General features: G+C 57.1%; 11 protein-coding genes. 10 read left to right on the plus strand and 1 reads right to left on the minus strand.

Translation table 11 applies throughout. The features are described from left to right. Nucleotides 1-444: 444 nt before the first annotated feature. Nucleotides 445-1,926, minus strand: a complete 1,482-nt coding sequence (locus OES20_01365; protein ID MDH3633330.1) for an AAA family ATPase — start codon at nt 1,924-1,926, stop codon at nt 445-447. An 86-nt stretch (nt 1,927-2,012) separates the two neighbouring features. On the opposite strand from OES20_01365, the gene OES20_01370 reads away from it, so the two are divergent. From OES20_01370 to OES20_01415, 10 genes are all read left to right on the plus strand, one after another. Further along, nucleotides 2,013-2,663 (plus strand): cupin domain-containing protein, encoded by a 651-nt coding sequence (locus OES20_01370; protein MDH3633331.1) that lies wholly within the window; start codon nt 2,013-2,015, stop codon nt 2,661-2,663. 97 nt (nt 2,664-2,760) lie between these two features. Next, nucleotides 2,761-3,726: a MoxR family ATPase gene (locus tag OES20_01375; protein MDH3633332.1), complete on the plus strand. Its 966-nt coding sequence runs from the start codon at nt 2,761-2,763 to the stop codon at nt 3,724-3,726. A 7-nt stretch (nt 3,727-3,733) separates the two neighbouring features. Then, nucleotides 3,734-4,657, plus strand: a complete 924-nt coding sequence (locus OES20_01380) for a DUF58 domain-containing protein (GenBank protein MDH3633333.1) — start codon at nt 3,734-3,736, stop codon at nt 4,655-4,657. Further along, on the plus strand, nt 4,654-5,136 hold the full coding sequence (locus tag OES20_01385) for a DUF4381 domain-containing protein (GenBank protein MDH3633334.1): 483 nt from the start codon (nt 4,654-4,656) through the stop codon (nt 5,134-5,136). Before OES20_01380 ends, OES20_01385 begins: the two co-directional genes overlap by 4 nt. Continuing rightward, nucleotides 5,123-6,109 (plus strand): VWA domain-containing protein, encoded by a 987-nt coding sequence (locus tag OES20_01390; GenBank protein MDH3633335.1) that lies wholly within the window; start codon nt 5,123-5,125, stop codon nt 6,107-6,109. The genes OES20_01385 and OES20_01390 overlap by 14 nt, the downstream gene beginning before the upstream one ends. Continuing rightward, the gene (locus OES20_01395; GenBank protein ID MDH3633336.1) at nt 6,106-7,890 is read left to right on the plus strand and encodes a VWA domain-containing protein; all 1,785 of its coding nucleotides are present in this window, start codon (nt 6,106-6,108) and stop codon (nt 7,888-7,890) included. Before OES20_01390 ends, OES20_01395 begins: the two co-directional genes overlap by 4 nt. Then, a complete protein-coding gene (locus OES20_01400; protein MDH3633337.1) occupies nt 7,887-9,554 on the plus strand; it encodes a BatD family protein in 1,668 nt (555 codons plus the stop codon). Before OES20_01395 ends, OES20_01400 begins: the two co-directional genes overlap by 4 nt. Before the next feature lie 143 nt (nt 9,555-9,697). Next, nucleotides 9,698-11,056 (plus strand): DNA recombination protein RmuC, encoded by a 1,359-nt coding sequence (locus tag OES20_01405; GenBank protein MDH3633338.1) that lies wholly within the window; start codon nt 9,698-9,700, stop codon nt 11,054-11,056. Between the two features lie 52 nt (nt 11,057-11,108). Continuing rightward, the gene (locus OES20_01410) at nt 11,109-12,038 is read left to right on the plus strand and encodes a DnaJ domain-containing protein (protein ID MDH3633339.1); all 930 of its coding nucleotides are present in this window, start codon (nt 11,109-11,111) and stop codon (nt 12,036-12,038) included. A gap of 43 nt (nt 12,039-12,081) precedes the next feature. Beyond that, nucleotides 12,082-13,410 (plus strand): Do family serine endopeptidase, encoded by a 1,329-nt coding sequence (locus tag OES20_01415; protein MDH3633340.1) that lies wholly within the window; start codon nt 12,082-12,084, stop codon nt 13,408-13,410. Nucleotides 13,411-13,416: the final 6 nt, after the last annotated feature.

The raw sequence follows: 13,416 nt of genomic DNA on the forward strand, positions 1-13,416 counted from the left end.
GAAAGTAATACGAATAGCCCGGCGGATTTCCGTGAACCATCAAGTCGGGCACGATGGCTGCCTGCAGGAATTGTGAGCCAGTTCACAATACTCATGAAAACTTGTCTCTAACTCACTGAAATCTAGATGATTTACCCTGTTTGGGTGATTCGTTTATGCAACCAGGATCCTAGTATTTCAACAGGCACCGGTTTAATGCTTTTTTGCACTAGTAATGAAGTATTTGCTAACGCAATTGATTATCCAGTGCTGATACGGCTCCTGGTGCAGTTGTTCGGCTCAGCACTTCCAGGCTTTATCGGTAAGAGCTGAGATACCAGGATTCAGGCCGTCCGAGCCCGAAGATTAAGCAGCCCAAAGGGCTGCTTCTTTTTATGCCCCGGTCATTTTAATTCGAAAAGGTAATCCTGGTACGGGCTCGATGACGCCGGGAAAGGATGCCGATCAATCAACCGAAACGGTGCGCTCGCTCGCCCAATGGCGTAACGCGGCCAGTTTTTCCGCCATAACGACCGACAGTGGCCGGGTGCGTTCAATTTCTGCGACCAGGTTCGCGTTATCGAGCGTACCGCTGCCGGTGGCATAGACCGCGGACACTACCAGCTGCTCGATCTCGGCACCGGAAAAACCATCGGTGAGTTGTGCCAGTGCGTCGATATCCAGTTTCGATTTGTCCAGGTTGCGCTTGTCGAGATGTATCTTGAGAATTTCCCGGCGGATCTCGGGCGTGGGCAGGTCGACAAAAAATATTTCGTCAAGCCGGCCCTTGCGGATCAACTCGGGCGGTAACTGGTCGATATTGTTCGAGGTCGCAACGATAAAGACCGGGTGCGTATTCTCCGCCATCCAGGTCAACATTGTCCCCAGCAGGCGTTGCGAGGTACCGTCGTCGTTATCGTTGGTCGCGATGCCCTTTTCCAGTTCGTCGATCCACAGCACGCACGGGGCCATGACCTCCGCGGTTTGCAGGGCCTTGCGGATGTTACGCTCGGTCTCGCCATAGTACTTGTTATACAAACGACCGATATCGAGACGTAACAACGGTATATTCCAGACACCGGCGACTGCTTTCGCGGCGACACTTTTACCGCATCCCTGCACACCGAGCAGCAAGATTCCGCTGGGGCTGTCCATGCCGGGCATTTTTACCGACTGGTGGAAAAACTTTTCCCGCTGCATCAACCATTGCTTCAGTTTATTCATGCCGGCAAGTTCGGCGAAGCTGCTGGTTTCGGCTTCACAGGACAGTACTCCATCGAGATTGAGCAAGCGGTACTTGGAGCGCATCATCTCGGGGATATCGGTTTCCGTGATGGCGCCGTCGTCGGCGATCGCCGCGTGAATCAGGCGGCGTGCGTCGGCAAACGATAGTCCCTTGACGTTGCGCATCAGCAATTCAAGTGCCTTTTCGTTGAACTGAACCTGTTTCCCCTGGTTGCTGTTGGTGTAATTAATCGCTTCCTCGCGGATTATCTCCGTTAGTTCGGTCTCGTCCGGAGTGTCGAGTTCGAAGCCGATGGAAAGTTTTCTGAACTCGTCCGGTATTTCAATTTCATGGCTGACCAGCACAATCTTGCTGCGTCCCTTGTCGAACGACATCGCCAATTCCTTCAGCTGGCGCACATGCAGTGGATCCTTCAGGAAGGGGTGGAAGTCGAGCAGAATATAAATGCTGTCGAATCCGGTCGACTTCATATAGGCCAGCGCCTCGTCTGGCTTCTTGAGATCGCGCCCTGTTTCGAGATTGAAATCCATACGCTGCATGCCGCTCGCGACCGACCAGGTAGAGACCGGTATGCCCATCGATATCGCAATATTTTTAAGCAGGGTAATCGCGCGACGCTCCTCGTGGGTTTCGAGGATCAGCACCGGAGTACTTGACTGGAGCAAGCGCTCGATCCCGTTCTTATCCAAAACAGTTGTCATTTAAATTCCTCGTCATGTACCCATCTTAGTAGGAAATGTGGCATTGTCGATTGAATGTTAACCACGGAATGAGTAAATTTTTAGCTATGTTGAATATGCAATTTGAGCAAGCCGTCGTCGTCGATACCAACGAGATGGAATGGGAGTCTAGCCCGATGACCGGGGTGTGGCGCAAACCACTCGCGCGCGAGGCCGCGGAGCACGGACATACCACCAGTGTAGTGCGCTACGATGCCGGTTCCCGTTTTTCGGCGCACCCGCATCCGCTGGGCGAAGAAATCTTTGTGCTCGAAGGCGTATTTTCAGACGAGCACGGCGATTACCCGGCGGGCACTTATCTGCGTAATCCACCGGGTTCGAAACATTCGCCCCGCAGTGAGCCTGGCTGCGTGCTGCTGGTCAAGCTCGACCAGTTTGATCCTGCGGATGACACCACGCTGCGTATCGATACCAACAGCACCGCCTGGATGCCAGGTGAATCAAGGCTCGAGATCATGCCGCTACACGATTATGAACAGGAATCAGTGTTCCTGATCAAGTGGCCGGCCAGCACGCGCCTGCGTACCCACCGCCATTATGGCGGGGAAGAAGTCTTCGTACTCTCCGGGGCCGTGTTTGACGAGTATGGTCGCTATCCCGCTGGAACCTGGATACGCAACCCACACAATAGCGAGCATTGTCCCTACGTTGAGGAAGAGACGGTAATCTGGATCAAGACCGGTCATCTGCTTCCTTAATCACGGTCGAATCAGTTAAACTTTTCTCCCCCAAAGGGACTCTAAAGCGCGCATACTGCGCGGTGTTCAATAATTTTGCTAGTTGAGAGATCGAGACTTGTCACAGCAGGAAATTATCAATTTAAGGCAGGCCGTGAGCGCCAAGATCATTGGTCAGCGGGGGCTCATCGAACGCCTGCTGATCGCGATACTTGCCGATGGTCATTTACTGGTCGAAGGTGCGCCCGGACTGGCCAAGACTCGCGCGATCAAGGTTCTCGGCGACGGGATCGAAGGCGATTTTCACCGCGTCCAGTTCACGCCCGACCTGCTGCCGGCCGACCTGACCGGTACCGAGATCTACCGGCCGCAGGATGGCAGTTTCAATTTCCAGCGTGGCCCGTTGTTTCACAACCTGATTCTTGCCGATGAAATCAATCGTGCGCCCGCCAAGGTACAGTCGGCATTACTCGAAGCCATGGCCGAACGCCAGATTACCGTCGGCACCGAGACTTACCCGTTACCCCGGATCTTCCTGGTCATGGCCACGCAAAACCCACTCGAGCAGGAGGGTACTTACCCGTTGCCCGAGGCGCAGCTCGATCGTTTCCTGATGCACGTACGTGTCGGCTACCCTTCCGGGGAGGATGAAAAGGCGATCCTGGCCCTGACCCGCAGCGAGGCACGTTCGCAGGCGGCTAACGAACCGCCGCCGGGCGCGATGATCAGCCAGCAAAGTCTGCTCGAGGCGCGCGATGCCGTGCTCGACATACATCTCGACAGCAGCCTCGAGGATTACATTGTTGAAATTGTGCTGGCGACGCGCAGCGCCGAACGTTATGGCGATGAACTGGCCGGCTGGATTCAGCACGGTGCCAGCCCGCGCGCGACCATGGCGCTGGATCGCTGCGCGCGCGCATATGCCTGGCTTAACAACCGCGACTATGTTGTGCCCGAGGATATCCAGCTGATTGCGCCCGACGTGTTGCGTCACCGAATCATTTTGAGTTTTGAAGCCGAGGCCGAAGGCAAGACTGCCGATAGCTGCATCGATGCCGTGCTGGCCCGGGTTGCCGTGCCCTAGGTTAACCGTGGAAACAGGGGATGACATAGCCCGGGTTAAACTGTCGACGCTGATCGGTTTGAATCGTGATGCGCGCAGCCTGCCGTTGATTTCAAACTCGGTCAAAGCGCAGATGGTGGGTGGTCACCTGTCCGCGTTTCGCGGACGCGGCATGGAATACCATGAATCGCGCCCCTATCAACCCGGTGACGATATTCGCGCCATCGACTGGCGCGTCACGGCGCGCAGCGGTCGTACCCACACCAAGATTTATCGCGAAGAGCGCGAACGTCCCGTGCTGCTATGGCTCGACCTGTCGCGCTCGATGTTTTTCGGCACCCGCAACTGTTTTAAATCCGTGCTGGCATCAAAGCTCGCGGCGCTGTTGGCCTGGAGCAGTGTGCAACATGGCGACCGGCTCGGCTACCTGGTGTTTTCCGAACAGCAGCATATCGAGTTCCGTCCGACCCGGGGTAAACGCAGTGCGCTGCAGTTTATCCAGCAACTGGTCGCACACCGCGCCTGGGACATGGCCGATGACAGCGAGCAGGAGCACAAGGCCGGACTCAAGGCACTGACGCGTTTACGCCAGGTTACACGTCCGGGCAGTCTCGTTATCCTGTTCAGTGATTTCCGCTTCCTCGATGCCGATTGCCGTGGTCAGCTGGTCGAACTGTCGCGTCATAACGACGTGGTCATGATACACACCCATGATCCGTTCGAACGTGTACTGCCGCCGCCGGGTTACTACCGCGTCACCGATGGCAATAGCAGCATCGATATCAATACCGCGAGCAATGAAATCCGTGAGCGTTACCGCGAACGATACGACCAGCACCAGCAGTCGCTGGAAAGTATTTGCAACGAGCTGGATCTGTACCTGATCGATATTGCCACCGATGACGATATGCTGACCGAGTTGAAAACCGGCCTGGGGTTACAGGGGCGATGAACGAGCTGGAACTGAGAGACATTCACCTGCCAGATGCCAGTTTATGGTGGCCTCCCGCTCCGGGCTGGTGGGTCACACTGGCGCTGCTGGTGTTGCTGGCAGTGATGATACCCTGGCTGATCCGGCGACTTCGGCAAAAACCGGTTAACCGCCTGTGCCTGCAGGAACTGAAAACGATTCGACAGCGTTTTGCCGCGGGCCAGCGTAACAATGACGTGGTCAGGGATACCGCGGCGCTGCTGCGCCGGACATTGATCGCCTACCGCGGACGCGAGGGATTTGCGGCATCCACGGGCGACGCCTGGGTAAACCAGCTGCAGGCGCTGGCGGACGACGAGAGCTTCAGCCAGGCACAGCTGGAATTACTGGGCCATCGGCGTTATCAGCGTGATAGTGATAGCGACATCGACAACCTGTTACAGGCCTGCGAACGCTGGATTCGCGCACTGCCGCGGAGAGAGGCGTATGTTTCAGATTGAATTGCCGCTGGTGCTGATGCTAATACCTCTGCCGTTACTGGTTTACTTCCTGCTGCCGGCACGCAGCCTGCAACAGGAGGCAGCGTTGAGGGTGCCGATGATCGAGGATTTTCAGCTCGGTGGTGGGCAGGTGGAGGATGCCAATCCCCACCGCTGGCGCCAGTACTTAAGCCTGCTCGCATGGTTGCTGCTGGTGTTTGCGGCGTGTCGTCCGCAGTGGCTCGGTGAGTCGATCGCGATCCCGATTAGCGGGCGAGACCTGATGTTGGCGGTTGATCTATCTGACAGCATGCGCACTGCGGATTTCAAAATCGAGGGCAAGCAGGTAAATCGACTGCAGGCTACCAAGCGCGTTGCAAGCCAGTTCATCGAGCGTCGCCGCGGGGATCGCCTCGGCCTGATTCTGTTTGGTACCCAGGCTTACCTGCAGACCCCGCTGACCTTCGACAGCAAGACGGTCAATCGACTGCTGCAGGAGTCCGCAATTGGTCTCGCCGGTGAGCGTACCGCGATCGGTGACGCAATCGGGCTTGCGATCAAGCGCCTGGACCTCGAGTCGGAAAATTCGAGGGTCTTGATATTAATGACCGATGGTGCCAATACCGCGGGTGAGGTCACGCCGTTAAAGGCCGCGCAACTGGCCGCACGGCGCGGGCTCAGGATTTATACCATTGGCATCGGTGCCGATGAGCAAATCGAATCCACATGGTTTGGCTTGCGTCGCGTTAATCCATCGGCGCAACTCGATGAAAAGACGCTACGTGCCATCGCAGACTTAAGCGGTGGGCGTTACTTCCGTGCGCGCGATACCGACGAGCTCGCAAAGATCTATGACTTGCTCGACGAGCTCGAGCCTTTGCCAGGTGATACCCAGAGCCTGCGCCCGGTGAGGGCATTGTTTGTATGGCCACTTGCGCTGGCACTGATACTGACGGCGCTACTGGTGCTGCCGCGCCTGTGGAGGCGGTGGTGATCGAACAGTTTCACTTTTTGCGGCCGGCATGGTTGCTGCTGTTGGTTCCGCTGGCCATGGTGATGTGGTTGCTAGTGCTGCGTCGCTTTGAAAGTGGAAGCTGGCGCGGCGTGATCGATGAACGCCTGCTACCATTCCTGCTCAGTGCCGGTGGTCAGCAACGCCGCGAAGGGATGCGCTGGATTCCTGCCGCTGTCGCGTTGATGGCCATAATCGCGCTCGCCGGCCCGACCTGGGAGAAGCTTCCGCAGCCGGTATATTACAAGGAGACGGCGTTGGTGATCGCACTCGATATGTCGCGCTCGATGGATGCAACCGATATCAAGCCGAGTCGCCTGGCGCGTGCACGACACAAGATTGCTGATATTCTGAACTTGAGAAACGAAGGCCAGACCGCGCTTGTCGTCTATGCCGCAGATGCCTTTGCCGTTACGCCGTTGACCAGCGATGTGGATACGATCCTGGCAATTTTGCCGGATCTCGAAACCGGATTGATGCCGGCGCAGGGTACACGCGCTGATCGTGCGCTCGCGCTGGCCCTGGAGCTGTTCGAGAACAGCGGGATTGCACGCGGTGACGTACTGCTGGTCAGTGATGGGCTCAGCGACCTGGAACTGAGCCGGATCGAAGCCCTGCTGGACGGCAAACCGGGGCAGCGGGTTTCGGTACTCGTGATCGGTACCGAAGAGGGTGGGCCGATACCGTTAAAAAATGGTGGCTTTCTCAAAGATCGCGAGGGCGCGATCGTGATTTCGAGCCTGCAGGAGAATAACTTGCGTCGTGTTGCGCAAATTGGAGATGGTGTTTATGCGACGCTCAGCGCCGGTGATATCGATATCAACACGCTCGCCTACATGATGGAGACATCGATTGACGAGCGCGAGGCTCGTTTGAGCGATCGATCGACCGACCTGTGGCGCGAGCTGGGTCCGCTGCTGGTGCTGTTTACGCTACCGTTTGCCGCGCTCGTGTTTCGTCGCGGATTGATCTGGCTGTTTCCGCTGTGCATACTGGTCGGACCACCCGATGCGCAGGCACTCGACTGGCAGAACTGGTGGCAAAACGATGATCAACGTGCCAGCCGGTTGTTTACGCAGGGCGAACACGCGTCGGCAGCCGAGCTGTTTGATAACCCGGACTGGAAGGCCTCGTCAAACTATCGCGCAGGTGATTTCGCGTCGGCACTGGACGGCTGGGAGCAGATCGACGGCGAAGCCGCCGCTTACAATCGCGCCAACGCACTGGCGAAGCTGGGTCGATTCGACGACGCACTTGCCGCCTATGACGAGCTGCTGCAGCAAAATCCGGGGCATGAAGATGCGCGCTACAACAAGCAGGCAATCGAAGAGTGGCTGCAGCAGCAACAGCCTGAGCAACAACAGGGTGAGCAGCAGGGCAGCCAGCAGCAACAGCAACAGGGAGACCAGCAGCAATCGGACCAGGGTGAATCACAACCAGGCGAGACCGAGCAGTTGGCGCAAGCCGGCCAGGCGCCGTCGGAAAGCGGCGAGCAGGAAGAAAGCCGGCAGCAGGCGCAACAACAACCAGCACCGGATGAAGCGCAGCAGCAACAGTCAGAGGCACAGGAACAGGCGAGTGACCAGGACGCGCAAGCAGCCGAGAATGAAATGCTGGCCGATCTCGATCAACAAATGTCCGAGCAGGCAGCCGAGCAATGGCTGCGTAAAATTCCGGATGACCCGGGCGGTTTACTGCGGCGCAAATTCGTATACCAGTATCGCAAGCGTGGTGGTGTCGATGCGGAGGCACAATCCTGGTGACTGGATTCTTCGCAAAAATACTCGGGGTATCGGTGTTGCTGATGCTCGCGGGTGTGCAGCAGGTCATGGCCGAAGTCGAGGTCAACATCGATCGCAACCCGGTGCAGGTAAACGAATCGTTCCAGCTGGTGTTCTCTCTCGATCAAAGCCCCGATCGCGAACCTGACTTTTCCATCCTGCAGCAGCATTTCCTGATCCTGTCCAACAATCGCAGCAACAGCATCAGCATCATCAACGGCGAGTACCAGCGCAGCGTCAAGTGGACCCTGCAGCTGATGGCCAAGCAGATCGGTGAATACATGATCCCGGCGATTCGCTTTGACAAGGAGCGCAGCAAGCCATTCCAGATCAAGGTGCTACCGTCAAGCCTGGCCTCGGTACCGCAAGATCAGCTGGTGCTCGAGCTGCTGGTCGATAAACCGGAAGCTTACGTGCAAAGCCAGGTAATCGTGACGCTGCGATTGCTGAGCGCAACCAATGTCTCCGCCTACAATTTCGGGGATATTTCGACCGATAACCTGGATGTCGTCATCGAACCCCTTGGTGATGAACGTCAGTACCAGACGCGCATCGCCGACAAATCCTACCTCGTGCTCGAAAAACAGTTTGCGCTGTTTCCGCAACAAGCTGGCCGACTGGGCCTGGAGCCAGTGATGGCTGAGGTGCGTTTGTCGTCGAGCTCTGCCTTCGACCCGTTCCGGACAGGCGGTGAAATCAAACGCCTGCGCTCGCAGCCGGTGTTTATCGATGTCGAACCGATTCCGCCCGAATTTGCGGGTTCCTATTGGCTACCGGCGTCCGGGCTTGAGCTGCGTGAAGCGTGGCAGTCTGACCTGGACAATCTCGTCGCCGGCGAACCCATCACCCGCAGCCTGACGCTGGTTGCCGACGGTTTGACCGCGGCTCAACTTCCGGAGCTGGAGCTCGCGCGAATCGACGGTATCAAGCAGTACCCGGATCAACCGGTATTACTGAACAGACGCTCCAACCAGGGCATTTCGGGTAAACGCGAGCAAAAGGTAGCACTGATTCCGGGTGCCGGGGGTACTTACCGGGTACCTGAAATCAGCCTGTCCTGGTGGAATCTCGAGAGCGGAAAACCCGAAACGGCGACGATCCCCGCCCGTGAGATAAGCGTCAACGCTGCGGCCAGTGTTGCGGTTGCGCCTCCGGTCACGGGGCAATCGATACCGGAGGTGGCACCCCCGGTCGCGGCAAACAATAAATTCTGGCTCTGGTTGAGTCTGCTGCTCGCCTGTGGCTGGCTGTCGAGCGGGCTTTACTGGTGGTTTAAATCGCGCACATCCGGTAGCCCGGATTCGCGGGCAGTCGAGCAACCGGGCTTACGTGCAGCGCGTAAACAGCTGCGGCAGGCCTGCGAAGCCGATGACCCCACCCACGCCCGTCATGCGCTGCTCGATTGGGGGCGGGCTTTGCTGGACCCGCGCGAAGTGAACAACCTGCACCAGCTGGGACTTTTACTGGGTGATGATCTCGCGCGCCAGGTCGAATGGCTGAATCAAAGCCTCTATGCCGGGGAAAGCATCGGCTGGCAGGGGCGTGAACTCTGGCTGCTGTGCCAGCAGCTCGAGGAAACCGGGGCCCCGGGAGGTGATCGCGACATCGACGAACTGTTACCGCTTAATCCGACGCGCTCGCAGTAGCGCTGCTCTCTGCCAGAAGGGGTTCCAGCACCCCGCAACAATAATTAAGGACCTGGTTGATCGTGTAATCGGCAAAACTAAGGTCTCGCGACAGGAATCCATCTCGGTTAGACTGCGGTGATTTATGAATCCATGTAAATGCAATGGAAGCGATCGGAAACGCTGACTTAATCTGGACAATTGTCGGGCTTGCCGGCCTCGTGCTTGCCGGTCTGCTGTATGGTTTGCGCCAATACCACGTTGCCAACCGCGAGCTGAAGGCTCGCCTGGAAACAACCCTGCAAACCGAGTTCTCACAGCGCGAACAGCTGCATGTGGCCGACAAGAAGACGCAGGCCCTGCAACTCGAGCTGGAGAAAGAACGGGCGCTCGCTTCACAGAAAATCGAACAATTCGAACAGAACCGAAAACAATTGAAAATCGAGTTCGAGAATCTTGCGAACCGTGTTCTGGATGACAAGACCCGCGTTTTCGATAAGACCAGCCGCAACTCCCTCGAAGCATTACTGAAACCCTTTCGCGAACAGGTCGAGGGCTTCCAGAAACGCGTCAACGACGTGCATAGCGAATCCATCAAGGGTACTACCCGGCTTGAAAGCGAGATCAGGAAAGTTCTCGAAGTCGGCTTAAAAATGGGTAGCGATGCCAGGAACCTGACCGAGGCGCTCAAGGGCGACTCGCAGCGTCGTGGCAGCTGGGGTGAAACGCAGCTCGAAAAGACGCTGCAGCTAAGCGGCCTGATCGAGCATGATCACTACGAAAAGCAAACCTCGATGAAAGATGCGGAGGGCAAACGCAAGCAAACCGATTTTCTGATCAAGCTGCCGGATGACAAGCACATTATTATAGACAGCAAGGTTTCGTTAGCGGCCTACGATCGGTTAGTCGCGGCCGAGACCGACGACCAGCATCAGCAGGCACTCGCCGAGCACGTGAAAGCCGTAAAGAGCCATATTGACGATCTGCAGAGTAAGGACTACGCCAGTCTCACCGGGATTCGGAGCCCCAGTTTTGTGCTGATGTTCATGCCGATCGAACCGGCCTACATCGAGGCGCTCAAGTACGAGAAGGACCTGTTCGCCTATGGTTACGAGCGTGGAATCGTGCTGGTGTCACATACCACGCTGATCCCGATCCTGACCACGGTGGCCAATCTCTGGGCGATGGAGCGCAGCACGCGCGAGGCACGTGAACTCGGCGACAAGGCCGGTGATATTTACAATCAGGTGCGCAAGGTCACCGAACGCCTTGCGAAAATCGGCGGTAGCCTCGGTGCCGCGACCAATCACTTCAACGAGACAGTCATCGCGTTAACGGGTCGCCAGGGTTTGCGCGGCAAGGTGGAACGCTTTGCCGAAATATCGAGCAAGGTCACCAAGGCTATCCCCGAAATAGAACCCCTGCATAACGATTTGCAAAGCGAAAAACTGGAGTTGCTGGCCGAGCCACTGGTATCTGAAAAGGAACCGGAAAAGGAAAAGGACGAGGCCCCGACACCTTGAAAAACCTTACAATACTCCTATGTATTAAGGACTATAGCCGACTGTTGCCTCCGTGAAATACCAGGATTATTACCAGATTTTAGGCGTCCAGCGTGACGCCGATAAAAGCGATATCAAGAAAGCCTATCGCAAGCTTGCGCGCAGGTATCATCCTGACGTTAACAGCGAGGCGGACGCGGAAGAAAAATTCAAAGAGGTCAACGAGGCCTACGAAGTACTAAAGGATGCCGAAAAGCGGCAGGCTTATGACCGCTTCGGTGCCGACTGGAAACACGGCCAGCAATTCGATGGTGGTGGATTTGGTGGTTTTCAGGGCGGTTTTCAGGGCGGCTACAGTGGTGGCGGATTCAGCGGCGGTGACTTCAGCGATTTTTTCGAATCGATTTTCGGCGAAGGCTTCCATCAATCCCAGGGATCACCTTTTGGGCAAGGTCAGCGCCAGCCCCGCGGTGCCGATCTGCAGTTGAAACTCGATATCAGCCTTGAAGAGGCATTCAAAGGCGGCAGCAAGACAATCCAGTTTGCCAAAACGCCGGGCTCGAGCGAAATGAAAAAGCTCAAGATCACGATCCCTAAGGGCGTCAGCCCGGGTCAGAAGATCCGCCTTGCGAAGCAGGGGCAGGCATCACCCCACGGCGGTGAATCCGGGGACCTGTACCTCGAGATGAGTATCCTGCCGCATCGGCTGTTCAAGCTGGACGGTCGTGACGTGATCCTGCGCCTGCCATTAACGCCCTGGGAAGCGGCCGCAGGCACCAGTTTGAAAGTGCCGACGCTGTCCGGCCCGGTCGAACTCAAGATCAAGCCGGGCATGCAGTCCGGCCAGAAAATGCGGCTCAAGGGCAAGGGACTGGCGGGACCGCCGGCGGGCGATCAATTCGTCGAAATCATGATTCAAACGCCGCCCGCGGACGACAGCGCAGCAAAACAGTTTTACCAGGACATGAAGGCCCAGTTTGATTTCAATCCGCGTTCGTTCTAGACATCTCGCTTTTTTCCCAGCTGTTATTGCACTACTGCTATTTATGCTGAATGCGCCGCTGCAGGCTGCCCTGCCGGTCGCCGCAGACGGCCAGAAGTTGCCCAGTCTCGCGCCGATGCTGGAGCGCACCACCGCGGCGGTGGTCAACATCGCAACCCGCGGCAAGGCCCGTCGGCGCGTCGAGCTGCCGCTACCACGCGATCCGTTGTTCAGGCGTTTTTTCGAAGTGCCAAGCATTGAACGCGTGCAGGAAACCGCGAGCCTGGGATCGGGCGTTATCGTCGATGCCGAAAACGGCCTGATCCTGACCAATTACCACGTGATCAAGGATGCTTACGAAATCAACGTGACCCTGAACGACGGTCGTGAACTGCGCGCCGAAATAATCGGCCGCGACCCCGATACGGATGTAGCGGTCATCCAGGTTTCGGGCGAAAACCTGACCGATATACCAATGGCTGACTCGAGCGCACTACGCGTGGGCGATTTCGTAGTTGCGATCGGTAATCCGTTCGGGCTCGGACAGACCGTTACCTCGGGTATCGTGTCCGCACTCGGTCGCTCCGGTCTCGGGGTCGAATCGATCGAGGATTTCATTCAGACCGATGCATCGATCAACCTGGGTAACTCGGGTGGCGCACTGGTCAACCTGCGTGGCGAACTGGTCGGCATTAACACCGCGATTTACGGTGCGGGAAATACCGGCAACATCGGTATCGGATTTGCAATCCCGATCAACATGGCGCACGACATCATGCAGCAGCTGATCAGTTACGGTGAAGTCAAGCGCGGCCGGCTCGGCGCACAGGGCCAGGACCTAACGGCGCAACTGGCCCAGGCATTCGGCATTAACCGTAGCAACGGCTTCATCGTGACCCAGATCGAATCCGGCTCGCCGGCCGACAAGGCCGGGATCCGTGTCGGCGACGTGATCGTGTCGGCGAATGACAAGGCGATTCGTTCGGCGCGTGACATGCATAACCTCGTCGGCCTGCAACGCCTGGGGCAGACCATCGAACTGGTACTGTTTCGCAACGGCACTGAGGTCATGCTGCCCGTGCTGATTCAGCCGATCGAAATCAACAAACTCGGTGGCGGCGTTATTCACCCCAAGCTCGCCGGTGCAACCATCGGTGAAATCAGGGAACAGCACCTGCAGCGAGGGCGCGTCGATTATCTCGAAGTTCTGAAAGTTGACAGAGGCTCCAACGCAGATGCTGCCGGGTTCCTGACAGGTGACATCATTTACTCGATCAACAAGCAGCTGACGCGTACATTCGATGAAGTCTTTGCGCTGGTTGAAACCAACGGCAAGGCCATGGTGATGAATATCCAGCGCGGTAACCGGGAGCTTTATATCCTGTTAAAGTGATAGAAT

This window comes from Gammaproteobacteria bacterium, assembly GCA_029862005.1.
Classification (GTDB): domain Bacteria; phylum Pseudomonadota; class Gammaproteobacteria.

Excerpts from the sequence above, each read along its gene's own strand:
- OES20_01365 (MDH3633330.1), bottom strand. The coding sequence starts at position 1,926 with ATGACAACTGTTTTGGATAAGAACGGGATCGAGCGCTTGCTCCAGTCA.
- OES20_01370 (MDH3633331.1), top strand. The coding sequence starts at position 2,013 with ATGTTGAATATGCAATTTGAGCAAGCCGTCGTCGTCGATACCAACGAG.
- OES20_01385 (MDH3633334.1), top strand. The coding sequence starts at position 4,654 with ATGAACGAGCTGGAACTGAGAGACATTCACCTGCCAGATGCCAGTTTA.
- OES20_01390 (MDH3633335.1), top strand. The coding sequence starts at position 5,123 with ATGTTTCAGATTGAATTGCCGCTGGTGCTGATGCTAATACCTCTGCCG.
- OES20_01405 (MDH3633338.1), top strand. The coding sequence starts at position 9,698 with ATGGAAGCGATCGGAAACGCTGACTTAATCTGGACAATTGTCGGGCTT.
- OES20_01415 (MDH3633340.1), top strand. The coding sequence starts at position 12,082 with ATGCTGAATGCGCCGCTGCAGGCTGCCCTGCCGGTCGCCGCAGACGGC.